The organism is Arthrobacter sp. NPDC097144 (assembly GCF_044762205.1).
Taxonomy (GTDB): Bacteria; Actinomycetota; Actinomycetes; order Actinomycetales; family Micrococcaceae; genus Arthrobacter_B.
Window position 1 is genome coordinate 96,268 of sequence record NZ_JBIWDW010000002.1, and the last position, 26,896, is coordinate 123,163.

Annotated in this window: 25 protein-coding genes, 2 tRNA genes and 1 other RNA gene; 15 read left to right on the forward strand and 13 right to left on the reverse strand. The window is 64.6% G+C overall.

The features are described 5' to 3' along the window. Positions 1-89 precede the first annotated feature (89 nt). Entirely contained in the window at positions 90-785 is a 696-nt protein-coding gene (locus tag ACIQXM_RS04040) for a FadR/GntR family transcriptional regulator (protein WP_400927988.1), read from the forward strand. Positions 786-874: 89 nt separating this feature from the next. Here the strand turns inward: ACIQXM_RS04040 and aceE are convergent, their stop codons facing one another. Further along, entirely contained in the window at positions 875-3,613 is a 2,739-nt protein-coding gene (gene aceE, locus ACIQXM_RS04045) for a pyruvate dehydrogenase (acetyl-transferring), homodimeric type (protein ID WP_400927991.1), read from the reverse strand. A gap of 370 nt (positions 3,614-3,983) precedes the next feature. On the opposite strand from aceE, the gene ACIQXM_RS04050 reads away from it, so the two are divergent. From ACIQXM_RS04050 to gndA, 6 genes are all read left to right on the forward strand, one after another. Further along, the gene (locus ACIQXM_RS04050; protein WP_400927994.1) at positions 3,984-4,403 is read left to right on the forward strand and encodes a DUF3052 domain-containing protein; all 420 of its coding nucleotides are present in this window, start codon (positions 3,984-3,986) and stop codon (positions 4,401-4,403) included. Positions 4,404-4,408: 5 nt separating this feature from the next. Further along, positions 4,409-4,891 carry a peroxiredoxin gene (locus tag ACIQXM_RS04055; RefSeq protein ID WP_400927998.1) on the forward strand — a complete coding sequence of 161 codons (483 nt, stop codon included), beginning with the start codon at positions 4,409-4,411 and terminating at the stop codon, positions 4,889-4,891. Continuing rightward, positions 4,888-5,841 carry an NAD-dependent protein deacetylase gene (locus tag ACIQXM_RS04060; RefSeq protein WP_400928001.1) on the forward strand — a complete coding sequence of 318 codons (954 nt, stop codon included), beginning with the start codon at positions 4,888-4,890 and terminating at the stop codon, positions 5,839-5,841. Before ACIQXM_RS04055 ends, ACIQXM_RS04060 begins: the two co-directional genes overlap by 4 nt. A 142-nt stretch (positions 5,842-5,983) precedes the next feature. Then, a tRNA-Val gene (locus tag ACIQXM_RS04065) sits at positions 5,984-6,056 on the forward strand. A 267-nt stretch (positions 6,057-6,323) separates the two neighbouring features. Beyond that, complete coding sequence (locus ACIQXM_RS04070; RefSeq protein ID WP_400928004.1) at positions 6,324-7,244, forward strand: serine hydrolase; 921 nt, start codon at positions 6,324-6,326, stop codon at positions 7,242-7,244. Positions 7,245-7,329: 85 nt separating this feature from the next. Continuing rightward, positions 7,330-8,766, forward strand: coding sequence for an NADP-dependent phosphogluconate dehydrogenase (gndA, locus tag ACIQXM_RS04075; RefSeq protein ID WP_400928007.1), 1,437 nt, complete (start codon positions 7,330-7,332; stop codon positions 8,764-8,766). Positions 8,767-8,834: 68 nt separating this feature from the next. Here the strand turns inward: gndA and epsC are convergent, their stop codons facing one another. The 3 genes from epsC to msrA all read right to left on the reverse strand — a co-directional run bounded on the left by epsC (position 8,835) and on the right by msrA (position 11,045). Continuing rightward, positions 8,835-9,419: a serine O-acetyltransferase EpsC gene (epsC, locus tag ACIQXM_RS04080; RefSeq protein WP_400928009.1), complete on the reverse strand. Its 585-nt coding sequence runs from the start codon at positions 9,417-9,419 to the stop codon at positions 8,835-8,837. A 53-nt stretch (positions 9,420-9,472) separates the two neighbouring features. Further along, entirely contained in the window at positions 9,473-10,408 is a 936-nt protein-coding gene (cysK, locus tag ACIQXM_RS04085; protein ID WP_400928012.1) for a cysteine synthase A, read from the reverse strand. Positions 10,409-10,520: 112 nt separating this feature from the next. Further along, a complete protein-coding gene (msrA, locus tag ACIQXM_RS04090; protein ID WP_400928014.1) occupies positions 10,521-11,045 on the reverse strand; it encodes a peptide-methionine (S)-S-oxide reductase MsrA in 525 nt (174 codons plus the stop codon). 132 nt (positions 11,046-11,177) lie between these two features. Between msrA and ACIQXM_RS04095 the strand changes: the two genes are divergently transcribed. From ACIQXM_RS04095 to ACIQXM_RS04105, 3 genes are all read left to right on the forward strand, one after another. Then, positions 11,178-12,110 carry a Nif3-like dinuclear metal center hexameric protein gene (locus ACIQXM_RS04095; RefSeq protein WP_400928017.1) on the forward strand — a complete coding sequence of 311 codons (933 nt, stop codon included), beginning with the start codon at positions 11,178-11,180 and terminating at the stop codon, positions 12,108-12,110. A gap of 71 nt (positions 12,111-12,181) precedes the next feature. Further along, on the forward strand, positions 12,182-12,922 hold the full coding sequence (locus ACIQXM_RS04100) for a zinc ribbon domain-containing protein (RefSeq protein WP_400928020.1): 741 nt from the start codon (positions 12,182-12,184) through the stop codon (positions 12,920-12,922). 3 nt (positions 12,923-12,925) lie between these two features. Beyond that, positions 12,926-13,900, forward strand: a complete 975-nt coding sequence (locus tag ACIQXM_RS04105; protein WP_400928023.1) for a reverse transcriptase-like protein — start codon at positions 12,926-12,928, stop codon at positions 13,898-13,900. A gap of 13 nt (positions 13,901-13,913) precedes the next feature. Here the strand turns inward: ACIQXM_RS04105 and ACIQXM_RS04110 are convergent, their stop codons facing one another. Next, entirely contained in the window at positions 13,914-14,696 is a 783-nt protein-coding gene (locus ACIQXM_RS04110) for a YaaA family protein (RefSeq protein ID WP_400928026.1), read from the reverse strand. 88 nt (positions 14,697-14,784) lie between these two features. On the opposite strand from ACIQXM_RS04110, the gene rnpB reads away from it, so the two are divergent. The 3 genes from rnpB to ACIQXM_RS04125 all read left to right on the forward strand — a co-directional run bounded on the left by rnpB (position 14,785) and on the right by ACIQXM_RS04125 (position 18,217). Beyond that, positions 14,785-15,186: RNase P RNA component class A (gene rnpB, locus ACIQXM_RS04115), an RNA gene on the forward strand. A gap of 145 nt (positions 15,187-15,331) precedes the next feature. Beyond that, positions 15,332-16,615, forward strand: a complete 1,284-nt coding sequence (locus ACIQXM_RS04120) for an MFS transporter (protein WP_400928028.1) — start codon at positions 15,332-15,334, stop codon at positions 16,613-16,615. Between the two features lie 135 nt (positions 16,616-16,750). Beyond that, complete coding sequence (locus ACIQXM_RS04125) at positions 16,751-18,217, forward strand: glyceraldehyde-3-phosphate dehydrogenase (RefSeq protein WP_400928031.1); 1,467 nt, start codon at positions 16,751-16,753, stop codon at positions 18,215-18,217. Positions 18,218-18,297: 80 nt separating this feature from the next. Here the strand turns inward: ACIQXM_RS04125 and ACIQXM_RS04130 are convergent, their stop codons facing one another. From ACIQXM_RS04130 to orn, 4 genes are all read right to left on the reverse strand, one after another. Then, entirely contained in the window at positions 18,298-18,870 is a 573-nt protein-coding gene (locus ACIQXM_RS04130; RefSeq protein WP_400928034.1) for a peptide deformylase, read from the reverse strand. 58 nt (positions 18,871-18,928) lie between these two features. Continuing rightward, complete coding sequence (locus tag ACIQXM_RS04135) at positions 18,929-20,083, reverse strand: acyl-CoA dehydrogenase family protein (protein WP_400928037.1); 1,155 nt, start codon at positions 20,081-20,083, stop codon at positions 18,929-18,931. A gap of 162 nt (positions 20,084-20,245) precedes the next feature. Next, positions 20,246-20,321: transfer RNA gene (locus ACIQXM_RS04140), tRNA-His, on the reverse strand. A gap of 142 nt (positions 20,322-20,463) precedes the next feature. Continuing rightward, entirely contained in the window at positions 20,464-21,066 is a 603-nt protein-coding gene (orn, locus tag ACIQXM_RS04145) for an oligoribonuclease (protein WP_400928040.1), read from the reverse strand. A 329-nt stretch (positions 21,067-21,395) separates the two neighbouring features. Between orn and mptB the strand changes: the two genes are divergently transcribed. Continuing rightward, complete coding sequence (gene mptB, locus ACIQXM_RS04150; protein ID WP_400928043.1) at positions 21,396-22,934, forward strand: polyprenol phosphomannose-dependent alpha 1,6 mannosyltransferase MptB; 1,539 nt, start codon at positions 21,396-21,398, stop codon at positions 22,932-22,934. On the opposite strand, the gene ACIQXM_RS04155 is transcribed toward mptB, so the two are convergent. Next, entirely contained in the window at positions 22,897-24,168 is a 1,272-nt protein-coding gene (locus tag ACIQXM_RS04155; RefSeq protein WP_400928045.1) for a glycosyltransferase 87 family protein, read from the reverse strand. The genes mptB and ACIQXM_RS04155 overlap by 38 nt on opposite strands. Before the next feature lie 117 nt (positions 24,169-24,285). On the opposite strand from ACIQXM_RS04155, the gene ACIQXM_RS04160 reads away from it, so the two are divergent. Next, on the forward strand, positions 24,286-24,702 hold the full coding sequence (locus ACIQXM_RS04160) for a DUF3224 domain-containing protein (RefSeq protein WP_400928048.1): 417 nt from the start codon (positions 24,286-24,288) through the stop codon (positions 24,700-24,702). Positions 24,703-24,716: 14 nt separating this feature from the next. Here ACIQXM_RS04160 and ACIQXM_RS04165 read toward each other — a convergent pair whose 3' ends face one another. The 3 genes from ACIQXM_RS04165 to ACIQXM_RS04175 all read right to left on the reverse strand — a co-directional run bounded on the left by ACIQXM_RS04165 (position 24,717) and on the right by ACIQXM_RS04175 (position 26,849). Further along, entirely contained in the window at positions 24,717-25,466 is a 750-nt protein-coding gene (locus ACIQXM_RS04165) for a M50 family metallopeptidase (RefSeq protein ID WP_400928050.1), read from the reverse strand. A gap of 65 nt (positions 25,467-25,531) precedes the next feature. Then, positions 25,532-26,296 (reverse strand): anti-sigma factor, encoded by a 765-nt coding sequence (locus ACIQXM_RS04170; RefSeq protein ID WP_400928053.1) that lies wholly within the window; start codon positions 26,294-26,296, stop codon positions 25,532-25,534. After that, positions 26,277-26,849: an RNA polymerase sigma factor gene (locus ACIQXM_RS04175; RefSeq protein ID WP_400928056.1), complete on the reverse strand. Its 573-nt coding sequence runs from the start codon at positions 26,847-26,849 to the stop codon at positions 26,277-26,279. The genes ACIQXM_RS04170 and ACIQXM_RS04175 overlap by 20 nt, the downstream gene beginning before the upstream one ends. Between the last annotated feature and the right edge of the window lie 47 nt (positions 26,850-26,896).

A 26,896-nucleotide genomic window follows, 5' to 3' on the forward strand; every position in this document is an offset into this window, starting at 1 on the left:
GTCCCGGACCGTGGGATTCCCGGACAGGTCGAAGGCCGCCGGCGCAGATCCCGCAGGCATGGATCCCGTAGGCGAAGAAAGAGGATGCGATGCCCGAAAACGGTGACGGCAAGGGGTTTGTCCGGGTGTCGAGGCCCCGGTTGTATGAGCGGCTCGTGGAGCAGCTTCTGGGATTTATTGCGTCCGCCGGTCTGGGTCCCGGGGATTTGCTCCCTGCGGAGCGTGACCTGGCGGAGCGTATGGGGGTGTCCCGGGCCACGCTGGCGCAGGCCCTGGTGGCGCTGGAGGTCCTCGGGGTCATCGACGTCCAGCACGGCACCGGTGCAGTGCTGGTTTACCGGCCCAGTGTCGCGGCGGTGCTGCGTGAACTGCGTGAGCACCGGGACCGGATGCCGGAGATTGTGGAAGCCCGCAGCACCCTGGAGGTGAAGCTGGCCGCTTTCGCTGCCGAACGGCATACCCGTGCAGATCTGGCGGCCATGGACTTGGCGCTGGAGACGATGGCCGCTGAAATTGCCGGCGGGAGCCGCGGCACCGCCGGTGATGAGCAGTTCCACCGGGCCGTTGCCTCAGCTGCTCACTCCTCCATCCTGGCTTCCATGATGACTTTCATATCCGAGCTGGTGCGTGAGACCCGGCTGGCTTCCCTCGGGCAGCCCGGACGGCCGGAACAGTCGCTGGAATCGCACCGTGCCATAGTCAACGCCATCCGCACCGGAGACCCGCAGGCGGCGGCCGATGCCATGCAGGCGCACATAGACCTGGTGGCTGCAACCGAGATTTAGCGGTCAATGGCCGAAATGGGCAAAAGAAAAGAACCGCCGCGGATGCGACGGTTCTTTTCTTGTCTTCCGGTGCGGAAGGGCCTGCGGCGTTAGGCGTCGCCGCCGGCGTTGCCGGAGGTTCCTGCGTTCACGTTGAGCAGGTCGTACTTCTTGATCGCTTCGGTCGGCGCACTGGCGTCAACCTCGCCGCGGCGGGCGAGCATTTCCAGGGTGCGTACCACCATGGAGTGCGAGTCGATCTTGAAGTACCGGCGGGCAGCGGCGCGGGTATCGGCGAAGCCGAAGTCGTCGGCGCCCAGGGTCGCGAATTCGTTGGGAACGAACTGGCGGATCTGGTCCGGTACGGCCTTCATGTAGTCCGTGGAAGCAATAACCGGGCCGGTGGCACCGGCAAGCTGCTTGGTCACGAACGGCACGCGGGGCTCGGCATCGGGGTGCAGGAAAGCTTCTTCCTCGGCGGCCAGGCCGTCACGGCGCAGTTCGTTCCACGACGTCACGGACCACACATCGGCGGAAACTCCCCAGTCATCGGCGAGGATCTGCTGGGCTTCCAGTGCCCACGGCACGGCTACGCCGGAGGCCAGGAGCTGGGCACGGGGCCCGTCGATCTTGGCCGGAGCCAGCAGGTAGATGCCCTTGAGGATCCCTTCAACGTCCAGGTCCTCGGGAGCCTTCGGCTGCCGGATCGGCTCGTTGTACACCATGATGTTGTAGATGACGTTCGGATCCTTGGAATCCGGACCATACATCTCTTCAAGGCCGTGGCGGACGATGTGCCCGATCTCGTACCCGTAGGCCGGGTCGTAGGTCTTTACTGCCGGGTTGGTGGAGGCCAGGATCGGGGAGTGCCCGTCAGCGTGCTGCAGGCCCTCTCCGGTCAGGGTCGTGCGTCCGGCAGTGGCGGAAATCAGGAAGCCGCGGGCCATCTGGTCAGTGGCTGCCCAGATGTAGTCTGCGGTGCGCTGGAATCCGAACATCGAGTAGAACACATAGACCGGAATCAGCGGTTCACCGTGGGTGGCGTAGGAAGTTCCGGCAGCGGTGAACGCCGCAATGGAGCCGCCCTCGTTGATGCCCACGTGCACAATCTGGCCCTGCGGGGACTCCTTGTAGGCCAGGACCAGGTCCCGGTCCACGGATAGGTAGTTCTGGCCCTTGGGGTTGTAGATCTTCGCCGTGGGGAAGAACGAGTCCATGCCGAAGGTCCGCGCTTCGTCAGGGATGATCGGCACAATGCGCTTGCCGAATTCCTTGTCCCGCATGAGGTCCTTGAGCAGGCGGACAAAGGCCATGGTGGTGGCCGCCATCTGCTTGCCGGAACCACGGTTGGCTACCTCGTAGGCCTTTTCATCGGGCAGTTTCACGGGTGCGTGCTTGATGCGGCGTTCGGGAACATTGCCGCCGAGTTCACGGCGGCGTTCGAGCATGTACTTGATCTCCGGAGCGTCGGTGCCCGGGTGGTAGTACGGCGGCTGGTACGGGTCGGCTTCGAGCTGCTCGTCACTGATCGGGATCCGCAGGTGGTCGCGGAAGGCCTTGAGGTCATCCAGGGTCAGCTTCTTCATCTGGTGGGTCGCGTTGCGTCCCTCGAAGTGCGTGCCCAGCCCGTAGCCCTTGACCGTGTGGGCCAGGATGACAGTGGGCTTGCCCTTGAACTCCGTGGCGGCCTTGTACGCAGCGTAGACCTTGCGGTAGTCGTGTCCGCCGCGCTTGAGCTGCCAGATTTCCTCGTCGGTGAGGCTCGCGACCAGTTCCTTGGTCTCGGGGCTCTTGCCGAAGAAGTGATCGCGGACAAAGCCGCCGTTCTCGGCCTTGTAGGTCTGGTAGTCACCGTCGGGGGTGGAGTTCATGATGTCCACCAGCGCCCCGTTCTTGTCCTTCTCCAGCAGCGAGTCCCACTCACGGCCCCACAGAACCTTGATCACGTTCCAGCCGGCACCGCGGAAGAAGGCTTCCAGTTCCTGCATGATCTTGCCGTTGCCGCGCACCGGTCCGTCCAGGCGCTGCAGGTTGCAGTTCACCACGAAGGTCAGGTTGTCCAGCTTGTCGTTGGCTGCGAGCTGGAGCAGGCCGCGTGATTCGGGCTCGTCCATTTCGCCGTCGCCCAGGAAAGCCCAGACATGCTGGTCGGAGGTGTCCTTGATGCCGCGGTTCTGCAGGTAGCGGTTGGACTGCGCCTGGTAGATCGCGTTCATCGGACCGATGCCCATGGACACGGTGGGGAATTCCCAGAAGTCGGGCATGGAACGCGGGTGCGGGTACGAGGACAGGGCGTGTCCTTCGCGGGATTTCTCCTGCCGGAAGCCGTCCATGTCCTCTTCGGACAGCCGGCCTTCCAGGAAAGCGCGTGCGTACATGCCGGGGGAGGCGTGACCCTGGAAGTAGATCTGGTCTCCGCCGCCGGGATGGTCCTTGCCCCGGAAGAAGTGGTTCATGCCCACTTCGTACAGGGTGGCGGCACCTGCGTAGGTGGAAATGTGTCCGCCGACGCCGATGCCCGGGCGCTGGGCGCGGTGCACCATGATGGCCGCGTTCCAGCGCAGCCAGGCGCGGTAGCGGCGTTCAACTTCTTCATCGCCCGGGAACTCGGGTTCCTGGTCCACCGGGATGGTGTTGACATAGTCGGTGGTGGTGACCATGGGCACGCCCACGGACTGCGCACCGGCGCGCTGGAGCAGCGAACGCATAATGTACTGGGCTCTTTCGGTGCCCTGGGAACGGATCAGTTCATCCAGTGACTGCATCCATTCCGCGGTCTCCTCGGGGTCACGGTCCGGGAGCTGGTTGGTTAACCCGCTCAGGATGTCCGTTGTGTCTTCTGCGGCCACGGCAAACCTCTCTCATGTACAGATTGTGTCTGCACCAATTACGTCTGTGGGGATCCGGTTCTTTCGCCGGACGATCACTGTGGCTGTGCGGATGCTGATTGCGTCCGAAGCCTCTCCGGTCCACTCTAGTCCCGACGGCCAAGTCTTGCGTAGCCCGTTCGCTTGGGGCTGCGGTGAGCAACCCCCTGTTTCCCCGCAGCCGTTGGCGCTCCCACCTGCGGAGAGGTCCGGGGGGGCGCCCGGCGCGCCGGAGTGCGGCCCGGGAGCCTTGAAGGATCCGGGCAAAAGGTGTTGGCTTATGTCCCAGACACCGCATCTCGTCCAAATATGTGATTCCCTTGTATTTATGCAGTCAACCAGGAGGAGTGAAGTGAGCGAGGCCGAAGCCGTCACGGATAAGAACGTGGCGGGAAGATTGGGTTTCAAAGACCAAGACCTGATTCAGGAATTCGGTTACGACGAGGATGTCGATTTTGACCTCCGCGACGGCCTCGAGGATTTGGTGGGGAGCGAGCTTCTCACCGAAGAGGACCATGACGTTGTAGACGGAGTCATCCTCTGGTGGCGCGCCGACGACGGTGATTTGGTGGATGCCCTGGTGGACTCCATCACGACGCTCGACGACGGCGGCGTTGTGTGGGTGCTTACCCCCAAGTCCGGTCGGGAAGGGTACGTTCCCCCCGCCGATATTGAGGAAGCTGCTCCCACTGCGGGGCTGCACGTCACCACATCTCCCGCCGTGAGCAGCGACTGGGCCGCAACGCGCCTGGTTGCCCGCCGCAAGAAGTAGCAGGTTTGGAGCGGGCCACGGTTCCTGCAATTCACGCACGGTACGCCGCTCCGGACTTCGAACTCCCCAACCAATTCGGGGAGCCCGTCCGGCTGGCGGCCCTCCGCGGTGCGCCGGTGCTCCTCGTCTTTTACCCCTTTGCGTTCTCCGGGGTGTGTTCCGCAGAGCTGGATGAGCTTGAGTCTGCCCGGGCAGAGTTTGCCCGGGCAGGCATCCGCATTGTGGCAGTGTCCTGCGACTCCAAGTACTCACTGCGGGCCTATGCGGAGAACCGCGGGTATTCGTTTGACCTGCTGGCCGACTTTTGGCCCCACGGCCGGGTCGCGGAGGCCTATGGAGCGTTCGACGCCGCGCTGGGCCGCCCGCTGCGTGCCTCCTTCATCATTGACGGGGCCGGGGCTGTCCGTGCGGAGGTGCGTTCCGGTCCTGGAACGCCCCGCCCCCTGCAGGCCTACCGGGACGCCTTTAAGGAGCTGGCTGAATCATGACCAATCCATCCGCTGAGTCGACGGATCCCCAGCCGCACCCGGCTCCCCGGCCGGGACTCGGCCTGACCGGCTTTGTCCGGTCAGCCCCGGCACCCTCGGCACCGCTGCCCACGGCGGAGGAAGAGCGGGAGCTCCGCCGCGCCGTCGAGCTGTTGTCCGGAAAACGCATTGCTGTCCTTACCGGTGCCGGCCTGAGCACTGACTCCGGGATTCCCGATTACCGCGGTCCGGAAGCGCCGCCGCGCAACCCCATGACGTATCAGGAGTTCGTGGGAGATCCCGAGCTGCGCCGCCGCTACTGGGCTCGGAACCACGTGGGCTGGCACCATCTGCGGCAGGCAGCGCCCAACGCCGGCCACGCCGCCGTCGCCCGCCTGGAGCGCCGGGGGCTGACCACCGGCCTGATTACGCAGAATGTGGACCGCCTGCACACCGATGCCGGCAGTGCGCTGGCCGTGGACCTGCACGGGCGCTTTGACCGGGTGATCTGCCTGGACTGCCGCACCCGGTACTCGCGCCAGACTATTTCCAAGCTGCTGGAAGACCTCAATCCCGGTTTCCTGGAGCGTGCCCGGCCTGACGGCGATATTGCCCCGGATGCGGATGCGGATGTGGCCGATACCGAAGACTTTGTTGTGGCGGACTGCCCGGTGTGCGGTGGAATGCTCAAGCCCGATTTCGTCTATTTCGGCGAAAACGTTCCCCGGGACCGCGTGGCGGCTGCTTTTGCCATGCTGAACGCCGCCGACGCGCTCCTGGTTGCGGGGTCCTCCCTGACAGTGATGAGCGGCCTGCGCTTCGTCAAGCATGCTCATAAGACGGGAAAGCCGGTGGTCATCATCAATCGCGGGACCACGCGCGGAGATGACCTGGCTGACCTTAAAATTGATGCCGGCGTAGCCACGGCTTTGGAATACCTGGCGGCGGAGCTTCCTGATGTGTCGCACTGATCCGACGGGAACCGGCCGGGAAATGACTGCCGAATATCTGTGCGCTTGAGCCGATTAGGCAAACTCACCAAACGTCGGGTAGAGTAATTCCTCGTGATGCGGCGCTGATCAGGGAAACTTGAAAGGCATAACGGTCACAAAAGGGTCTTTAGCTCAGCTGGTAGAGCGCCACGTTTACACCGTGGATGTCATCGGTTCGATCCCGGTAGGACCCACCGAAAAGAACAGCGAACCCGCCGCCCGGCTCAGGACGGCGGGTTTTGTTTTGTCCGGATCCCACGGGATTGCGGAGCGTGTTTTTGGCCACCCGCCACAGCGCCGACCGTTGAATTTTCGAGGGGGGCACTTCCTTGCTCCCAGCCTTCCAACAGGGTCTCCTGCTATCCCTAAGGAGTCAGCGGCTGCTGTATCCGGCCGGGTACGGACGCCCTCCCGGGCAGGTGTAATCCGCCAGCAGATTGAAACGAACAGGGGGTGCAGGCATGCACAGTGCAATCAGACGGACCTTGGCGGCAGCCGCCGTACTGCTTCTCCCGCTCACCGCGGTTGGCTGTACAGAAACGGCTGACCGCACTCCGGATCCCGCACCGGGGGCGGCGCAGGAAGCCCCCGACTCCCTGCCCTTCCCGTCAGAGCAGGCCGACCTCCTCTCGTCCGCTCTTGACGACTACGCGGACGGGACGGACACCGAATTCTCCGCAGCTGTCTACGAATCCTCCACGGGCCAGGCCTGGCACTACAACCCGGACAACAGCTACCTCGAAGCCAGCCTGGTCAAAGTACCCATCCTGCTCACGCTGCTGCGCCAGGCAACGGACGAGCAGCGGGAGCTGACCCCCGAGGAGGAGGAGCTCGCCGTGATGATGATCGAGTACAGCAACAACGACTCGACGACGGCGCTCTACGAGGCGGTGGGCGGAGCAGAGGAACTGGGCCGCACCTATGACCTGCTCGGCGTGACACGGACGGAAGCCACGGACATCTGGGGTGCCAACGACACCGGCGTTGAAGACCAGCTCCGAATCGCCCGTGCCGTCCTGGACGGCGTGGACTGGATCAACGGCAGCCTGCACGGCTTCGCCGTGGAACTCATGGAAAACGTGGATGCCGGCCAGAGCTGGGGCATCGGTGCCGGACTTCCCGCCTTCAGCGCGGAGATTGCCCTCAAGAACGGCTGGCTTCAGGATGACGACAACGTCTGGAACGTAGGCAGCATGGGATTTGTCCGGGCCGGTGACAACAACGACTATGCCGTGGTGGTCCTGACCTCGGGAACCTCCACGATGGAAGACGGGGTGGCCGTGGTGGAGGAGGTTGCCGGTGTGATCAACACCTTTGAATCCACCGGAACCGCCGGGACGGCCGACACGGAAGTGCCCGTGTGGCGGGTGAGCGGCCCGTAAGCATAGGCTGGAGGGTAAAGACGGCGGGTGAGCGCCGATCGCTGTGCCCCCACTGCCGGGGCACCCGAAGAATCCTGGAGAGAACTTGAGCGCACAAATTGGCGTCACCGGCCTTGCTGTTATGGGTGCAAACCTGGCCCGCAACCTGGCCCGGAACGGCTACACCGTAGCCCTGCACAACCGTTCCATCGAAAAGACGGATGCACTGTTGTCCGCGCACGGCGATGAGGGCGACTTCATCCGCACGGAGTCCCTGCAGGAACTGGTGGACAACCTTGAAAAGCCCCGGCGCGTCCTGATCATGGTGAAGGCCGGCGCGCCGGTGGATTCCGTGATCGACCAGCTGGTGCCGCTGCTGGAGCCCGGTGACATTGTCATCGACGCCGGCAACTCACACTACGAGGACACCCGCCGCCGCGAGGCTGCACTGGCCGAGAAGGACCTGCACTTTGTGGGCGTCGGCGTATCCGGCGGAGAAGAAGGCGCACTGCTGGGCCCGTCCATCATGCCCGGCGGCTCGCGCGAGTCCTATGACTCCCTCGGTCCCATGCTGGAAAAGATTTCCGCCAAGTATGACGGCCAGCCCTGCTGCAGCTGGATCGGCACCGACGGCGCCGGCCACTTCGTCAAGATGGTCCACAACGGCATTGAGTACGCGGACATGCAGGTTATCGGCGAGGCTTATGACCTGCTCCGTTCGGCTGCCGGCATCGAGCCGGCCGACCAGGCCAAGATCTTCACGGAGTGGAACACCGGCCAGCTCAGTTCCTTCCTGATTGAAATCACCGCCGAGGTCCTGGCCCACACGGACGCCAAGACCGGAAAGCCGTTCGTGGACGTCGTCGTGGATTCCGCCGGCCAGAAGGGCACCGGCCGCTGGACCGTGGTGTCCGGCCTGGACCTGGGTTCGCCGGTCTCCGCCATCGCCGAGTCCGTCTTTGCCCGTGCACTGTCGTCACAGCGCGGCCAGCGGGAACAGGCACAGGACATCCTCGCCGGCGGCGAAGCTGCCGTGGAACTCCCTGACACCTTCGTGGACGACGTCCGCCAGGCGCTGTACGCGTCCAAGCTCGTCAGCTACGCACAGGGCATCGACATGCTCAACAGCGCCGCCAAGGAATACGGCTGGGACCTCAAGCTGGACCAGATTGCCTCCCTCTGGCGCGCCGGCTGCATCATCCGGGCCGAACTGCTCGATGACATCATGAAGGCCTACGCGGGCGACCAGGCCCCGGCCAACCTGCTGCTGGCTCCGGCCTTTGCCGAGTCCATTGCCGCCGCTCTGCCGGCCTGGCGCCGCGTGGTGTCCGTGGCAGTCCAGCTGGGCATCCCCGTGCCCGTATTCAGCTCCTCCCTGGCTTACTACGACGGCCTGCGCCGCAAGCGCCTGCCCGCCGCACTGACCCAGGGCCTGCGCGACCTCTTCGGCGCGCACACGTACAACCGCGTGGACGCGGACGGTACCTTCCACACGCTGTGGAGCGGGGACCACTCCGAGGTTGAGGCAGTGGACACCCACTAACACCCGGGCATGCAGAAAGGCCGCCGGCACCAAAAGGTGCCGGCGGCCTTTCTGCGTTTTATCCTGCGTCAGATGTAAATGGCGGGATCGATGTACTCGGCCGGATCAACGGCCGCCTGGGTTTCTTTCACCTGGCGGTGGCGCCAGCGCGCCGGGATCCCGGTGATGATGGAATCGGCGGGAGCGTCCTTGACCACCACGGCGTTGGCGCCCACAGCACTGTTCTTGCCGATGACCACCGGCCCCAGGATCTTGGCGCCTGCACCCACGGTGACGCCGTCGCAGAGGGTTGGGTGGCGCTTGATCCGCGCCAGGGAGCGTCCGCCCAGGGTCACCCCGTGATAGAGCATGACGTCGTTGCCGATTTCAGCGGTTTCACCGATCACTACGCCCATCCCGTGGTCGATGAAGAAACGCCGGCCGATCGTCGCGCCCGGGTGGATCTCGATGCCCGTGGCAAACCGGGTCAGCTGGGAGAGGATCCGGGCGGGGAAACGCAGTCCCGGCCGGTTCCACATCCGGTGCGTCAGCCGGTGCATCCAAATGGCGTGCAGCCCGGAGTAGACCACAAGGTTCTCGAAAGAACCACGTGCGGCCGGGTCGTGGGACGCGGCGGCGTCGAGGTCTTCACGCAGGCGTGCAAGGAAGCTCACAGGGGACTTTCTGGTCAGGCGGATCCGGGCGGGATCCGGAAGTGGTGCGGGAATCAGCCCCGGATGTCGTCGTAAAGCACAGTGGAGATGTAGCGCTCACCAAAGTCGCAGACCACGGCGACAATCAGCTTACCGGCGTTTTCCGGGCGCTTGGCGAGTTCCAGAGCGGCCCACACGATTGATCCCGAGGAGATGCCGCCCAGGATGCCTTCCTTGGCGCCCAGGGCGCGCGCGGTGGCTACGGAGTCTTCGACGGACGCATCAATGACCTCGTCGTAGATGGTGGTGTCCAGAACTTCGGGCACGAAGTTGGCGCCGAGGCCCTGGATCTTGTGGGGGCCCGGGGAGCCGCCATTGAGGATGGGCGAGTCCTTGGGTTCAACGGCAACAATCTGTACGCCGGGCTTGCGCTTCTTCAGGACCTGGCCGACGCCGGTTACGGTCCCGCCGGTGCCCACGCCGGCAACAAAGATGTCAACCTTGCCGTCGGTGTCTTCCCAGATTTCCTCAGCGGTCGTCAGGCGGTGGATCTCGGGGTTGGCAGCGTTGGCAAACTGCTGCGCCCAGATGGCGTTCTCGGTGGTGGCCACGATTTCCTTGGCCTTGTCCACGGCGCCGCGCATGCCTTCGGAGCCCGGAGTCAGCACAATTTCGGCACCGTAGGCGCGCAGCATGACACGGCGCTCGGTGGACATGGTCTCAGGCATGGTCAGGATGACCTTGTAGCCGCGTGCCGCGCCCACCATGGCCAGGGCGATGCCGGTGTTGCCGGAGGTGCCTTCAACGATCGTTCCGCCGGGCTTGAGTGCGCCGGCTTTTTCCGCCGCGTCGACAATTGCCACGCCAATGCGGTCCTTCACGCTGTTGGCGGGGTTGTAGAACTCGAGCTTGACTGCGACCTCGGCGTCGAGGCCTTCGGTCAGGCGGTTCAGCCGCACCAGCGGCGTGCCGCCGACCAGCTGTGTGACGTCGTCGTAAATCCGTGCCATGGTATGTCCTCTATCCATCGAAATGTCTGTTCGGAAGTCTGTTGGCTGTGGGGCCCGCTGCCGGAAGCCGGTAACGGGCCCGTTCCAGCCTACCCTCAAGCATGGCTGCGGGTCAGTTGTCAAGCCATTCAGCGTAATATTTCCGAGCCTTGGCCAGCTTGGGATTGATGATCACCTGGCAGTACCCCTGCTCGGGGTGTTTGGCGTAAAAATCCTGATGGTAGTCCTCGGCCACGTGGAACTCCGGCAGCGGGGAAATCTCCGTCACGATGGGGTTGTCCCAGTGCGACTGGGCGCGGTCCCGCGCCTTTTCGAATTCCTCGCGCTCGGTCTCGTCCTTGTAGAACATGGAGGACCGGTACTGGGTTCCGACGTCGTACCCCTGCCGGTTGAGCGTGGTGGGGTCGTGTGAGATGAAGAACATGTCCAGGATCACTTCGCCCGGAATGATGTCCTCGTCGAAAGTCACCGCCACAACCTCGGCATGCCCCGTGGTGCCGGAGCACACGCTGTCATAGTCCGGATGGGCGGTGTGCCCGCCGGTGTAACCGGATACGACTTCGGTCACGCCGCGGGTCTTCTGATAAAGAGCGTCGAGGCACCAGAAGCAGCCTCCGCCAAGTACATAGGTCTTCATACTGTGTATCAATGCTTGTGCGGCCGTATTGATTCCCGTTCCTGCCTGCGGCTCCGGCCAGAGCCGCCGGGAAAGCCCGGCTCCGGCGCGCCCGAATTGAGCGGGGCAAACCCAGCGGGTAGAACTGGACCTATGGATAGAGACCAGCCCGAGCATGGAGACCAGCCGGAACATAGAGACCAGCCCGAGCACACAGGCCAGCCCGAGCATAGAGACCAGCCCGTCGTTCCCACGCTCGGCGACGTGCTCCGGGCCACCGAGGAACTGTGGCCTGAAGCCCTCGCCGAAGGGTGGGACGCCGTTGGCCTCGTGGCCGGACAGCCCACCCGGGAGGTTCAGCGGATCCTCTTTGCCGTGGACCCCACATCGGCGGTCATCGACGAGGCCCTTGAATGGGGTGCGGACCTGCTGCTGACCCACCACCCCTTGTTCCTGAAGCCGGTCCATTCAGTGGCCGCCACCAGCTTCAAGGGCAACGCCGTGCACCGCCTGATCGAAGGCGGATGCGCGCTGCTGGCGGTGCACACCAACGGCGACAGTGCCGTGGGCGGTGTCTCGGATGTGCTGGCCGATGCCTTTGGCCTGCTGCAGGTGGAGCCCCTGGTTCCGGCAACGGACGGATTGCCGGAGGAAGGCATTGGCCGGGTGGGGGAACTGCCCGCCGCCGCCACGCTGGCAGATTTCGCGAAACTGGTCTTCAGCATCCTCCCCGCCGTGGCCGGCGGTGTCCGCGTAGCGGGAGATCCGCACGGGCTGGTGCGCCGCGTAGCTGTCTGCGGGGGTGCCGGAGACAGCCTTTTCGACGCCGTCCGCCGCCACCGGGCTGACGTTTACGTCACAGCTGACCTTCGCCACCACCCCGCCTCCGAAGCCCGCGAGGCAGCTGTGAACGACCGCCCCTATTTGATTGATGTGTCCCATTTCGGCAGTGAATGGTTGTGGTTGACGCCTGCGGCCCGTGCATTGGAGAACGTTCTGAATGATCACGGGTTCAGCACGGAGATCCGGATCAGCACCACCAACACGGATCCGTGGGATTTTGTGCTGACCCCCGGGCTGAACTGATCTGCGGCCTTGGCATAGGCTAGGGGGGAAGAACCGGGCCGGGTGGCCCGGTCATAGGTGGAGGTTTTTCGGTGGCAAAAGCATCGTCGGCGGAGCAGCTGCGGCTGCTCGATTTGCAGGCTCTGGACAGTACGGTCCGCAAACTTCGGAACCGGGCACGCAGCGTCAATGACAACTCCGCCATCGCGGACCTTGCCATGGAGCGGGCCGCAGCGCAGAGCCGGCTCGTTGCCGCTGCTACCGAGGCCGCGGACATCACGCGTGAACTGACCCGCGCCGAGGCCGACGTTGCCTCCGTGGCAGCCCGCGTGGAGCGCAACCAGAAGCACCTGGACAGCGGCAGCGGCACGTCCAAGGAGCTCACCTCCCTGCAGAGCGAAATGGAGTCGTTGAAGCGGCGCCGCTCCGACCTGGAGGACGTGGAGCTGGAAGTCATGGAACGCCTGGAAGCTGCCAAGGCAGTGGAGGACCAGTCCCGCCAGGCCGCTGCCGACCTGGACGCCCGGATGGCCGCCCTGGAGGAAAAGCGCGACGCCGAGCTGGCCGAGATCGAATCTGAACGCCGCGCCGTCCTTGCTGACCGCGACGAACTCGCCGCAACCTTCGAGCCCGAGCTGCTCGCCCTGTACGAAAAGACGCTGGCCAAGCACGGCATCGGCGCTGCCCGGCTGTACAACGGCACCTCGGAAGGCTCCGGCATGCAGCTGAGCCCGGGAGACCTCGCGGACATCCGCCGCGCTGCTGAGGACGACATTGTCTTCTGCCCCGACTCCGGCTGCATCCTGGTGCGGTCCGATGAGTGGAGCAGCTGAGAAGTGACCCTGTTTGACCCGTCTGACACCCCCGCCGAACCGTCCCGGAGTGCGGCCCCCTCCGCGTCCCGGCGCACGCTGATTGTGGAGGCCGACGGCGGGTCCCGGGGCAATCCCGGGCACGCCGGCTACGGTGCCCTGGTGCGGGATCCGGACACCGGGATGATCCTCGCCGAAAAGGCGCAGTACATCGGCAAGGCGTCCAACAACGTTGCCGAATATTCCGGTCTGGTGGCGGCGCTGGAAATGGCCCACGAGATTGATCCGGACTGTTGGATTCTCGCCAAGATGGACTCCAAGCTCGTGGTGGAGCAAATGAGCGGCCGCTGGAAGATCAAGCACGAGGACATGCAAAAACTGGCCGCGAAGGCCCGGGGAATAGTGAACCCACGGCGCGTGAAGTACCAGTGGATTCCCCGTGAGCTGAATAAGGATGCCGACCGGCTCTCCAACGAAGCCATGGACGCCGGGATGGCCGGAGTTCCGTGGGTGCAGAAGGGCGGCGCAGCAAAAGACGGGATGCCGCAGGACGCACCCGTTGCAGAGCCGGTTCCGGCAGAGGCGGTTCCGGCGCCTTCCGGCCGGCTGCACCACACCGAGCTGTGGGTCCGCGACTTTGCCGCAGCGGAAAGTTCGCTGGGCTGGCTCCTGGAACGGCTGGGATACCGGCGTGCGCAGGGCTGGGAGACTGGCGCACGGTGGCAGGGAGGGGACAGCTATATTGTCATCGAGGCCGGACCGGATGTGCTGGACGCGGACCATGAGCGTCGGCGGCCCGGCCTGAACCATCTGGCCTTTTCCGCCGGCTCGCGTGCCGACGTGGACCTGCTCACCCGCCGGGCGGCCAGCCACGGCTGGACGCTGCTGTTCGCCGACCGGCATCCGCATGCGGGCGGGCAGGAGCACTACGCCGCGTATCTGGAAAACGGCGAGGGCTTCGAAGTGGAGCTGGTGGCGGAGGATTCCCCCTCCGCTTAACTGGGCCCTCCGCTTAACTGGGCTGGGGGTCCTGGCCCGGCAGGATGATGTTGAGCTGATGCGGCTTGCGGGCCGTGGCCGGGACCAGTTCCGCCTCCCACTTCTCGGCTGCAGCCGCGAGCAGCTGTTCGGGCGTCTGCGGGTCGCTTCCGGCGCGGCTCAGCAGATGCCGGGCGAGTTCTCCGCGGGTGTGCTTGGCAAAGTGGGACACCACGGTGCGCTTGCCGTTGCGCACCTGGAAAACGTTTACGGCGGCGGCTGCGGCCGGTTCCGGTGCCCACGCGGCGGCGTACGTGCTGGAGCGGCAGTCCACCACCAGCTGCCCCCGGGCATGGTCCGCGAGGACCTCCGGCAGGTGCTTCTTCCAAAACGATGCCAGTTTGCCCGTTTCCGGAAGCTTGACCGCCATGGACAGCCGGTAGGCGGGAATGGGGTCACCAAGCCCCAGCGCCCCCCACAGTCCCGAGATCACGACGACGGCGTCGTCGGCCTTGCGCTGCTGGGCGGGGGTCAGGGAGGCATAACCCAGGGCATCGTAGAGGACGCCGGTGTAGATGCGGTGAGCCGGGGCGCAGGGCTGTTCAGCCAGCACGGTGTTGCGGCGCACCTCGGCTGCCAGTGATGAACCGACACCAAGGACAGCGTGCGCATCCTCCGCCGCGCTGGCTTCCACCAAAGCGGCGAGGACCTGTTTGCGGGCATCATTGAGCTCGGGGAAATGCAACAGGTTCGGGTCAAAGGCCGGACCAGTTGCGGCGGGCGTTTTCCCTTCGGAGGGCGGCAGCAGAATTAACACCAATTAATCCTACGCGAGTGCCAATGGCTGGTACCCCCGGCGGCCCGGGCAGCCGGGGCAGGGCGGAGACGGTAGCATTGAGTCTGGACGGGTTGGCCAGGCGATCGCGTTGGTTCCTTTTAACGAAGGACCGCCGAGGAAAGTCCGGGCTCCGCAGAGCAGGGTGGTGGGTAACGCCCACTCGGGGAAACCCGCAGGCCAGTGCCACAGAAAAGAAACCGCCGTGGACGGTGGTCCGTTTGGGCCAGTGTCTTTCGGTAAGGGTGAAAAGGTGGTGTAAGAGACCACCAGCGTTCCGGGTGACCGGTTCGGCTAGGTAAACCCCACCCGGAGCAAGGCCATACAGGACGCGTTTGAGGGCTGCTCGCCCGATGCGTCCGGGTAGGCCGCTTGAGGGCGCCGGCAACGGCGTTCCTAGATGGATGATTGCCGCCTCCGGTCCGGTGACGGTCCGGGGATACAAAACCCGGCTTATCGGCCAACCCGTCCCTTCATAGCATTCCTCCGCACCGCGGATTCCGCTCCGGAACGCTTCGGCAACAGTGCTCCTGTCTTTTGACACTGTTTTTCCGCTGGATTTGCACAAGCGTGCTGTCTTGGCGCATGCGCCGGGTACCGAGGGCTATTGTGTGGAAATGTCCCGGACTTCTACCAAACCGCGCCCGCTGGTGTTGCGCAATGCCAACTTCCGCGCCTTGTGGGTTTCCTCAACCGCAGGAATCTTTGGAACTTCCGTTGCGGCAGTGGCTCTTCCCCTGATTGCGGCCGTGGAACTGGATGCATCAGACTTTGCCGTGGCGGCGCTCTCCGGCGTGGGATTCCTGCCGTGGCTCCTGTTCGGGCTTCCGATCGGCGTCCTGGTGGACCGCTACCGCCGCAGGCCCGTCGTCCTGACGGCGCTGGTGATGCGCATTGCAGTGCTGATGTCCCTGCCCGTGGCCTTCTGGCTGGACCGGCTCACCGTTGCGCAGCTTTTTGTGGTGTCCTTCCTTTCCGGGCTTGCCGCGGTCTTTTCCATGCTGGCGGAATCCGCGCTGGTGCCCCGCGCTGTGAAGCGTGAGGAACTGATTGAAGGCAACGGGCTGATGACCGGGTCCGCAGCCTCCGCGGATGCAGTGGGCAGGGGCCTGGGCGGCTGGCTCACCGGTGTCTGGGGCGCATCGAACTCACTTTTGCTGCAGGTGGCGGCCTCCGCGGTGTCCCTGGCATCCGTGGCAACCCTCAAAGTGCAGGAATCCGCCAGCGACCATCAGGGATCGGTACGGATCTTCCGGGAGATGGGCGAGGGGCTCCGGTACAGCTTCAGCACCGCGCCCCTGCGGGCCATTTTGCTGGTGGGAGCCCTGTGGAACCTGGGCGGCGCCATCGTTGTCTCGCTGATGGTCATCCTAGTGGTGCGCACGCTGGGGGAGTCCGGCGCAATGCTCGGATTCCTCACCGCCGCTACGGCACTGGGTGGAACCCTGGGCGGCCTGACGGTCAAACGGGTGACCCAGCGCCTGGGTTCAGGAACCGTGTGGCGGTTTTCCATGGTTCCGGCAGTGGCCGGGTATGCCAGCCTGCTCCTGATGACCCCGGGATGGGGGATGGCACCGGGTTTCGTCGGATTATTCCTCGCCGGATATGCCATTTCCATGAACGTGGTAGTCTCCACCAGTTTCCGGCAGCGGGTTTGTCCTCCGCGGATGCTGGGCCGGCTGGGATCCGCTTCCCGGATGGTGACCTGGGGGATGCTGGCCGTCGCCGGCGTCTTTGGCGGTCTTCTGGTGGACGCACTGGGTATCCGCGGCGCCATGCTTACCGGTTTAGCCGTCGCCGTCCTCGCGCCGGCCGTGGCAGCGTTCGGCCCGCTGAGGGGCATCCGGCACCTCGAAGACCTGGAACCGGAGCGGGACCTGGCTCCAGCCGAAAACCCCTGACCTTTTCTCTGCACGCAGCCGCAGATGTGACGGACATCTCCTTGAAGCGGCGGAGAGGGCCAATGTGTCCTAATACACTGGGGAGGACGACCAACCGGCACAAAGCGGTGCCGGCTGAAAAAAGGATGTGAACTCTTGAGCCAGATCTCCGACGCCTGCCTTGATACCTGGATGGACCGCGAGGCCATCGCCGAGGCAATGATTCCGCTGATCGGGCGGCTGTACCGCGAAAACAGCGTGGTGACCTCGGTATACGGCCGTCCGCTGGTCAACCGCTCCGTTATTGACATACTCAAGGCCCACCGTTTCGCCCGTCAGATCGACGAAGTGGAACTGCCGGTTTCCGACACCTTCCCGCTGTTGCAGGCACTTTCCGAACTTGAGCTCGGCGCCGCGTCCATCGACCTGGCCCGCCTGAGCCTGTTGTACAAGGCGCAGGGAGCGGACCGGGACCTGGGAGACTTCCTGCGCGAAGAGCTGGCAGACGTGGCGGGCCGGCACGGCGCCGACAACCGCACCAGCACCGACGTCGTGCTCTACGGCTTTGGCCGCATTGGCCGGCTGCTGGCCCGTATCCTCATCGACCACGCCGGCGGCGGCCAGGGCCTGCGCCTGCGGGCAATCGTGGTGCGCAAGGGGGCTGAGAATGACATCGTCAAGCGCGCGTCGCTGCTCCGCCGCGACTCGGTTCACGGTGCCTTCGAAGGAACCATCACCGTGGACGAGGAGAGCAACACGATCCTGGCCAACGGCACGCTGATCCAGGTCATCTACTCCAATGACCCGGCCGCCGTGGACTACACGGCCTACGGCATCTCCGACGCCGTGGTGGTGGATAACACGGGCCGCTGGCGCGATGAAGAGGGCCTGTCCCAGCACCTGGCGGCCAAGGGCGTGTCCCGCGTCCTGCTGACCGCCCCGGGCAAGGGCAGCCTCAAGAACATCGTGCACGGCATCAACCATGATTCCATCAGCGATGAAGACCGCATCGTCACGGCGGCTTCCTGCACCACCAACGCCATCACCCCGGTCCTCAAGGTGCTTAACGACAAGTTCGGCATCATCCACGGACATGTGGAAACCGTGCATTCGTTCACCAATGACCAGAACCTCATTGACAACTTCCATAAGGGTGACCGCCGCGGCCGCTCCGCCGCCCTGAACATGGTGATCACCGAAACCGGTGCCGCCAAGGCCGTGGCCAAGGCACTTCCGGAGCTGGCCGGGAAACTCAGCGGTAACGCCATCCGGGTTCCCACCCCGGATGTGTCCATGGCGATCCTGAACCTGAACTTCGAGACCGCCACCACCAAGGAAGAGATCAACACCTTCCTGCGGGAGACCTCGCTGAATTCGGACCTGCACAAGCAGATCGACTACATCGATTCACCGGAAGTGGTCTCCACTGACTTTGTGGGTTCCAAGCGGGCCGGCATTGTGGACGGACTGGCCACCATCTCCAACGGCAAGAACGCCGTCCTCTATGTCTGGTATGACAACGAGTTCGGCTACAGCTGCCAGGTGATCCGCGTGCTGGAGGAAATGGCGCATGTGAACCCGCCGGCCTATCCGCGTGTCGCGGAGCTGGCAGCGTCCATCTAGGCCTCTTCTCCCCGCGAAATAGCAGACGGTGCGCTTCCCACCCGGGGGAAGCCCACCTTCTGCTATTTCGGCGGTGGGTTTTAGTGGCCGAACGGATCCGGATCGACGCCGGGCAGCCAGGTCAGGCCCGGAACGTTCCAGCCGTGGGCCTTGATGGTCTTGCGGGCCTTGCGGCTCCACCGGTCATTGAGCTTGTCCACGTACAGCTTGCCGTCCAAGTGGTCGTACTCGTGCTGCAGGACGCGGGCAAACCAGCCCGTGGCCTCGAATTCCACCGGCTTCCCGTTTTCATCGAAGCCGGAAACCTTGGCCCATTCCGCGCGGTTGACCGGAAAGTTCTCCCCGGGCACGGACAGGCAGCCTTCGGCGTCCTCGTCCGGATCCGGTGCCGAGCCGGGAACCTTGGACGTGATCAGCACGGGATTGATGACGACGCCGCGGTCCGGGGCGTCGTCGTCGTTCGCGAAGTCAAAAGTGAACAGGCGCAGGCCCACACCCACCTGCGTCGCGGCCAGCCCAACACCGTTGGCAACATCCATGGTCTCGTACATGTCCGCCACCAGGGTGCGCAGTTCATCATCGAACTTTTCCACCGGAGCGGCTCGGCGGTGCAGGACGGGTTCGCCGTGGATGACGATGGGACGGACGGTCATTGCTGGTCTTTCTGTTGGACGGACGGTGTGGAAGGCCTTGGGTGGGTGGCAGGTGCGGTTAGGCGGTGATGTTCCGGCCGATGACTTCGCGCATGATCTCGGAGGTGCCGCCGAAAATGGTCAGCAGCCGCGCGGCGAGGAAGGCCTGGGCCACAGGGTATTCAAGGATGTACCCGTAGCCGCCGTGCAGCTGCAGGCAGCGGTCGGTGATGGACTTGACGCGCTCACTGGCCCAGAGCTTGGCCTTGGCCGCGGAGACGGCGTCCAGCTTTCCCTCGTTGAACGCGACGATGGCCGCATCCACGTACGCTTCGGTGACCTCCACCTCGGTCTCGATGTCGGCCAGGGCAAACCGGGTGTTCTGGAAGTCGGCAATACGCTCACCGAAGGCGCTGCGCTCCTTGGTGTACTGCGCTGTGGCTTCATAGATCTGCCGGGCCACGGCGGAGGAGGCGACGGCGATGGCGAGCCGGCCCTGGGGGAGCTGGCCGGCGGCATATTCCAGGCCGCGGCCCACCTCGCCCACCAGGTTGCCTTCCGGGATACGGACGTCGTCGAAGAACAGCTCTGCGGTATCCGAAGCCTTCAGGCCCATCTTGTCCAGCTGGCCGCCGGTCTTATAGCCCTCGGTCTTCTCGACCATGAACATGCTGAAGGAATCCCGGGCGCCGCGGCCGGTTCCGCCGTCGGTGCGGGCCAGGACCAGCGACGCGTCGCCGCTGATGCCGTTTCCGATGAAAGTCTTCTGTCCGCTCAGGCGCCAGCCGCCGTCGCCGCGCACTGCCTTGGTGCGGATGCCTCGCAGGTCACTGCCGGCACCGGGCTCGGTCCAGGCGACGGAGGTGACGGTTTCGCCGCTGACCATGCCCGGCAGCCAGCGTTCCTTGAGGTCATCGGAGCCGTAGGCCAGCAGATGGGGGAGGACCATGTCATCGTGCAGGTGGAAGGCCAGGCCGACGGCGAGGTGGTTGGCCCTGGCGAACTCCTCGTCCAGCACGGCGCGGTAGCGGTAATCCGGCATGCCGGCGCCGCCGAATTCCTCCGGCACGGCCAGTCCCAGGAGGCCCTGTTCTCCGGCGGCCGTCCACAGCTTCCGCGGCATGATGTGCTCGGCATCCCACCGGGCATACCCGGGAGCGACTTCACGGGAGTTGAACTCCCGGGCGAGGTCACGGAAAAGCTCATGGTCTTCTTCGAACAATCTGCGCTCCAAGCGGCGCCTCCTCAACGTTTGGCCGTGTGCGTTCCAGCGGCGGTGCTGCCGCAGCGCGGTCCGGGCAGTCTCCTGAATCAAGTCAAACACAAGTGCAAACACAACAAAGGCCGCCCCGATGAACCGGGACGGCCTTTGCGAAACTGGACCTGCCAGCCTCCTTGGGGTGAGTAACGGGGGTTGAACCCGCGACCTCCTGGACCACAACCAGGCGCTCTGCCAACTGAGCTATACCCACCATGTGCCTCGGATAACATATTCGCAAAGTCCAGGCGAGTGGTCTGTGCGAACTCATTTATCTGAGGCAGCGGAATCAAGCTTACACGGTTTTTGGAGTACTCCTGACCAAGTTGCCGCCGGGAGGCCCAAATGTGACCGAGCTAACTTTTGAAGCCCTCCGCAATCTTCTTCGCCGTTGCCGAATCCGGACCCGGAGCGGGCACAAAAACGGCCTGCCGGTAATAGCGCAGCTCGTTGATTGAATCCACGATGTCCCCCAGCGCGCGGTGGTTGCCGGTCTTGGCCGGAGCCTGGAAGTAGGCACGCGGGTACCAGCGGCGGGCCAGTTCCTTGATCGTGGAAACGTCAATGATGCGGTAGTGCAGGTAATCGATGACCGCGGGCATGTCCCGGGCGAGGAAGTTCCTGTCCGTGCCCACCGAGTTCCCGGCAAGCTGGGCCTTCTTGGGTTCCGGAACCCACTTGGTGATGTATTCGATGACCTGGGCTTCAGCCTCGGCCATGGTCATGCCGCCGGGCAGCTCATCCAGGAGCTTGGACGCGGTGTGCATGTTCCGGACAAAATCACCCATCTGGGCCAGCGCGGCGTCGTCGGGCCGGATGACCACATCCACCCCGTCTCCCAGGATGTTCAACTCGGAATCGGTCACCAAGACCGCCACTTCAATGAGGGCGTCATTCTTGATGTCCAGGCCGGTCATTTCACAGTCGATCCAGACAATGCGTTCATTAGTAATTGGCACAGGACCAATGTACCGCGCAGCCGCCGGGGATGTGCGGGCGGAAAGCGGCCGGCAACTTGGACTGCTTCCGGCGGACGTGACGCATCACTCAGTGCGGCCGAACCGGTCCGCCGCGTCCGTGCATCCGGGCTTTGCACCCCCTGCGGTGCTAATATCTTGGCTACTGACGGTCCTCGCCGCGGTGTGTTCGGTGCCTGTCCTGCAGCTTCCGGGAACACTGTTTACGCTGGTGAGTTCTTCCCGCGAAAACAGGTGTTGCCGCAGTCCCGGGCTTTGTGCCGGCGGGCCGTTGGGTAACTGTACAAACCCCAAAGATTGGAACCACGTAGATGACCGCCCAGGTCCCCGCGACCGAGCCTTCGTCTCCGGGCCCGGAGATAGCGAAAGCTCTCAACCCCAACGTCGCGATTATCCAGGGCCTGATCGGTTCCCTGCTGATGCTCGCGGGTTCGCTCGGCGTCGGATGGCTCTCCCTGGCCTCGTATGACCTGCGCCGGAACCCGGTCATCATGTGGCTCCGCTTTGAGCCGGAGGGCTCGGTGCTGGCTGTGTTCATGCTGGCCGTGGGCGGCATGCTCCTGGTCCGGTCGTGGCTGCGGCTCGGCCAGCGCATCACCTCCTGGGGTCCGGAGAGCCGGCCGGTGGTCCTCAAAGCCGTCCTAGCCTGGGGAGCACCCCTGTGCGTGACGCTGCCGCTCTTCAGCCGCGACGTGTTCGCGTATATCGCCCAGGGGCTGGTGATGGTCAGCGGATTGAATCCGTACAAGGACGGCTATTCGCAGATTTCGAACTACGTGCAGATTGGCGCCGACGACCTGTGGGCGCAGAGCCCCACACCGTACGGCCCCGTGTTCCTTTGGCTTGAGGAAATCGTGGTGCGCGTGACCGGCGGACAGCCGGAGTATTCCGTGCTGCTCTTCCGGCTCATCTCGCTGATCGGCGTGGCCCTGTGCGTGTACTACGTGCCCAAGCTGGCCGAACTGCACAACATCAACCCGAACCGGGCATTGTGGCTGACCGCGGCCAATCCGCTGTTCCTCATCACCTTTATTGCCAGCGTCCACAATGACGCGCTGATGATCGGGCTGGCCCTGGCCGGACTGTACCTGGCTGCGACCAAGCGGGCCATTGCCGGCATTTTGCTGATCACCCTGTCCGTGGGCATCAAACCGATCACCCTGATCCTGCTGCCCTTCGTGGGCCTGATGTGGGCGGGCAAGGGTGCCTCTTGGCCGCGCAAGTTCCTCTACTGGTTCATGACGGCAGGCATCTCGCTGGGACTGCTCTGGATCCTCGGCATCGTCAACGGCCTGGGCTTCGGCTGGGTGGGCGCCCTGAGCACCCCGGGCAGCGTGTGGATCTGGTACGCGCCGGTGGGCTTCCTCGGCATGCTGGTGGCCACGCTGGGCAACGCTCTCGGGCTCCCGGGCTGGACCTTCGCGGATATCGTGCACACCGTCGGCCGGGTGGCTTCACTGCTGATTGTGTTCTGGCAAATGTTCGTAGGCGAGTACAGCCGTCTGGTGCGCCGCCTCGCCCTGGCCTTTGCCGCCATCGTTATGCTCGCGCCAATGATCCAGTCCTGGTACGTGGTGTGGCTGATCCCGCTGTTCGCCGTCACCGGTATCCGCAACGACTGGCAGGTCAAGACGCTGTATTTGGTGGTGTCCTTCTTCATGGTCTACGCGATCAGCGACCAGCTGGATATCTGGCCCTACTTCGACTTCAGCCTCACCGCCGCCCGGCAGATTGCTGCCGTGACGGCGCTGGGCTTCGCGCTCTATCTGATCTTCCTGGATCCCAAGACGAAGTCCCTGTTCCGGAAGAAGCTTACGGAGCCGTCTCCGGGCGAACTTCGGGTGCACTGAGCCGGCTGCTGCCGCCGGCCTTCGTCAGCCGGACAATCCGGATCACTGACCAGCCGAACAGCACCAGCAGCAGGACATTCCGGAGCGTCAGCAGCGCAGCGACCACCACGTTGAGGTCGTTGTACAGGGCGGCATAGAACATCGGATACACCAGCGTGGTCAGCGCAGCGATTGCCGGCATGAGGATCGCTGGCACCCGCCAGCTCCGCCCCTCCCAGGCCACGCCGACGGCGATCACCGCGCCCAGCCACAGCATGAACTGGGGCGAGCCCACCTTGTTGAACACGATGAACGCCGCCACAAGAGCCAGCGACCCGGCGATGAGCAGCTGTCCGGCGTCGGCCCCGCGGCGCAGCGCCCAGATCAGCAGGACGACGACGGCGAGGGCGGCCACCGCCAGCAGCGGCGTCATCAGTGCTGCCACCGGTTCACCCAGCGCGCCGCGCACCTCGCGTGTATTGATGATTTTGTCTTCGAAAATGAAGGCCCCGGAACCGTTCCCGAGGATGGCCTGCCAAAGGCCCGGAGTGGTGAACGGGGCTTCCATCTGCATGCCGCGGGCACCCTGGGCGCCGACGAAGGAGAGCAGGTGGCGCACACCGCCGCCTGCGATGACAATTCCGGCCATGACCACTGAGACTGCTGCTCCGGTCAGCACCAGGGTGAGGCGACGCCGGGAGGCCACCAAAACGGCCAGGATGACAGCTGCGGGCCACACCTTCATCCAGGTGGCCACGGACAGCAGGGCGGAAGCAACAACCGGGCGGCTGGCGAGCAGCAGCAAACCGATGATCACCAGCGGGGCCGTGAGCCCGTCCACCCGGCCCACAGCTACCGGTCCCAGCAGCCCGGTGACGGCCAGCCACCAGTAGGAGGCTGCGTAGCGGGCGGGGGTTGCCGGTTTACTGATGACGGCCACGGCTGCAGCATTCAGTGCCGTGAAAATCGCAAACCACGCCAGCTGATAGCCTCCCCAGCCGAAAACCGCGGCAAGGAGCATGGGCAGCAGCGCCCCGATCGGATAGACCCAATCCGCACTGATTCCCTGCCAGATGCCCTGGTCAATGCCCTCGAAAGCCCACTGCCGGTACAGGTTGATGTCACTGAGGACTCCGCCGGAGAAAATCAGCGACGACAATGCCGCGAAGAACACCAAATGGACCAGGGTGAAGCAAATCCATAACGATTTGCGGCGCAAAAAGCGCTCCTGAACAGAGGACTTATTCAGCGACATTCCGGGTGGTTCTCCTTAGGTGATGCAGGTGCTGTGCACTGTCCAGGCACAGCGATAAGGGTACCGGCGGCCGCGCCGCGGCATGCAATCCATGCCCGGACACGGGATACTGGAAAGATGACCGACGGAATTGAACAGGTAATCACGGCCGATTTTGATGTCTCGCAGTGGGAGCCCACGCCCTATCAGGTGGAGGGCACCAACAGTGAACTTTCCACCGTTCGGGCGGTGAAGATTTTTGAAGGGGACATTGTCGGCACCAGCGTTGCGGACCTCATCATGGCAGGCAACGCCGTCGGCGCCGGTTATGTGTGCTCCGAGGTATTCGCGGGATCGATTGCGGGCAGGGAAGGGACCATGGTGATCCAGCACTGGGGTGTGGCGGAAGGAACGGCGACTGCCAGCTCCGGCCACATCATTCCGGGCTCAGGCACGCACGGACTGGCAGGAATTGCCGGCAAGGCCATTTTCACCCAGGAACCGGACGGCCAGCACCGGCTGGAACTGCGGATCACGCTGCCCGAGCAGGCCTAATCTGAGGCCTTCCGCTACACGGAGTCCGGCCAGGCCCACCAGAGGGCGGCGGCTGCTGACGCCGCAATGACTGCGGCGAATGCCGTGAGCCACAGGCCCGACGGCAGCCCGGTGCGCTGATAGAGGATGAAGGCGTCCGAGCTTTGCAGGGACCTCCGGCGCCGGGTGTGGACGCTGACCAGGTTCAGCCAGTCCCGCACCGCCCCCGCGAGCAGCGCCATACCGATCCCCAGCGTGATGCACGAGACCGCAAACGGCGAAGCAAACCACACCAGCAGGACGGAAACGCCGGCGCAGCCGAATGCAATGAGCAGCCCCTGGGCATTGCGGATGAACAGCAGCGCGGCCAGCAGGATCAGTGCCCCGGCGGAGAGCGCGAAGCCCGCCCAGCCGGAGAACGCCGCCCAGATCAGGAGCGCACCCACTACGGCCGGGACGGGATAACCCCAGAACCCGGTCCACGCTGCTGCGAAGCGGCTGCGTCCCATGCTGCGCATCTGGCCGGAATGGTCGAAGTGCAGCTGGATTCCCTTGACCACCTGGCCGGTCATCAGCGCCGCAAAGGCATGGCCGAGTTCATGGACAAACGTGACGAAGAGCCCGAACCAGCGCCAAACAGCGCGGGGAAGCGTCAAGAGCCCCGCGCCTGCGGCGATCAGCAGCAGAACCGGCCAGGACACTTCCAGCGGATCGCCGCGGGTAAAGCCTTCCGCCATCTTTGAAAACCACGCGCCGATGACGGCTCCGGCTGTTCCGGCATCCACTGATACATTCTTTCCACTAAGAAACCACGGTTGCTGCAGCTTTTCCCTGCGGCGGATGAGCTGCGCTACAGGTCCAGTTGTCCGCGCAGAATCGAATCGCCGGAGTGGGCGGGATTGCCGTCATCCGGTTCATCGGAGATATCCACCACGGGATACTGGTTCAGGTCCAGATCGGCGGGCAGCTCAAAGGTGCCTTCGGTGCCTTCCATGATTCCCACGCTCACCATTGATGACGCGTCGGGGGCCAGCAGCCACACCTCGCGGTAGCCCCGTGCCTCACTGCTGCTGGAAGTCACCACGAGTTCCCGCCTGCCGTCCGGAAGCTGGTCCACGACGGCGCTGCCGGTATCGGAGTACTCGGCGAGGGGAGCCAGATCCACGGAGGCAACCACTTCCGGGCCAGGCTCGTTGACCTGGCGGACCGCACCCCAGGTTCCTGCGGCGGCAACGACGACGGCGGCTGCGGCAGCTGCCAGCCATGAAGACGTGCGGCGCCGCCGCGCCCCGGCAAGCGAGGTCACGGGGGCGGTGGATTCCGCCGGCTGCCCGGCATGCGGCGCCTTTGGCCGGTGCGCCGGTGCCAGCGGATCTTCGCGGAGGCTTTCATCCAGGTTCAGTTCACGGTGGATGTTCTCCCAGACAGAGGGATCCGGTGGCGTTTCGCCGTCATCCTGCGCGGCTCCCGCCAGCCGGGCGGCGGTGACCACGCGTTCGAAGGAACCCAGATCCGCCCGGCAGCGCAGGCAGTCTTCCAGATGGGCACGTTCTTCGTCAGTGGCGGGTTCACCCAACGCCAGGAGGGTGAGTGCGTCATCGTGCAGGTGCTGCATCACTAACCTCCAATCGGTGCCTCAAATGGACGAGACTTCGGCGTATATGGGTCTTAACGGTTCCCAGCGGCATTTGGAGCCGGTCCGCAATCTGCTGGTGGGTCAGGTCTTCGTGGAAGGCCAGCCGGAGGATGGATCCCTGCGGTTCACCGAGCCGATCCAGCTCCGCTTCGATCACCACCTTGTCCGCGACGCGGTCCGGGTTGCCGACGCCGTCGTCGGCCTCTTCGCGCCGTTGCGATGCCGCCACCTCCAGCATGCTCTCTTCACGGGTCCGTGAGGTTCCCACGCCCACCGCAAAGTTACGGGTGATTCCCACCAGCCAGGCCAGGAGGCTGGATCGCTCGGGCGAGTAGCTCTCGCGGTATTTCCAGGCCCGGATGAAGACCTCCTGGACCACGTCATCGGCGGCTGCGGCGTCGGCGAGGCGCCTCAGGGCCATGGACCGGACCAGGGGAGCAAACCGCCGGTAGGCTTCCGCCAGGGCGGTCTCGCTGCCCGAAGCGAAGGCACGGTCAAGCGCGGGGTCCTGCTCCAGGGAACCGGCTGGCATCGGGTGCGGACTCCTGATCTCGGGAAGCCGCTCCCGTGCGGCGGGGC

What these genes read in the sequence shown, in the direction of transcription:
- ACIQXM_RS04155 (WP_400928045.1), bottom strand. Translation starts at nt 24,168, where the DNA reads ATGTCGCTGAATAAGTCCTCTGTTCAGGAGCGCTTTTTGCGCCGCAAA.
- ACIQXM_RS04130 (WP_400928034.1), bottom strand. Translation starts at nt 18,870, where the DNA reads ATGACCGTCCGTCCCATCGTCATCCACGGCGAACCCGTCCTGCACCGC.
- cysK (WP_400928012.1), bottom strand. Translation starts at nt 10,408, where the DNA reads ATGGCACGGATTTACGACGACGTCACACAGCTGGTCGGCGGCACGCCG.
- ACIQXM_RS04175 (WP_400928056.1), bottom strand. Translation starts at nt 26,849, where the DNA reads ATGCCAGCCGGTTCCCTGGAGCAGGACCCCGCGCTTGACCGTGCCTTC.
- ACIQXM_RS04160 (WP_400928048.1), top strand. Translation starts at nt 24,286, where the DNA reads ATGACCGACGGAATTGAACAGGTAATCACGGCCGATTTTGATGTCTCG.
- ACIQXM_RS04060 (WP_400928001.1), top strand. Translation starts at nt 4,888, where the DNA reads ATGACCAATCCATCCGCTGAGTCGACGGATCCCCAGCCGCACCCGGCT.
- ACIQXM_RS04070 (WP_400928004.1), top strand. Translation starts at nt 6,324, where the DNA reads ATGCACAGTGCAATCAGACGGACCTTGGCGGCAGCCGCCGTACTGCTT.
- msrA (WP_400928014.1), bottom strand. Translation starts at nt 11,045, where the DNA reads ATGAAGACCTATGTACTTGGCGGAGGCTGCTTCTGGTGCCTCGACGCT.
- ACIQXM_RS04040 (WP_400927988.1), top strand. Translation starts at nt 90, where the DNA reads ATGCCCGAAAACGGTGACGGCAAGGGGTTTGTCCGGGTGTCGAGGCCC.
- ACIQXM_RS04095 (WP_400928017.1), top strand. Translation starts at nt 11,178, where the DNA reads ATGGATAGAGACCAGCCCGAGCATGGAGACCAGCCGGAACATAGAGAC.
- mptB (WP_400928043.1), top strand. Translation starts at nt 21,396, where the DNA reads ATGACCGCCCAGGTCCCCGCGACCGAGCCTTCGTCTCCGGGCCCGGAG.
- ACIQXM_RS04120 (WP_400928028.1), top strand. Translation starts at nt 15,332, where the DNA reads ATGTCCCGGACTTCTACCAAACCGCGCCCGCTGGTGTTGCGCAATGCC.
- ACIQXM_RS04170 (WP_400928053.1), bottom strand. Translation starts at nt 26,296, where the DNA reads ATGCAGCACCTGCACGATGACGCACTCACCCTCCTGGCGTTGGGTGAA.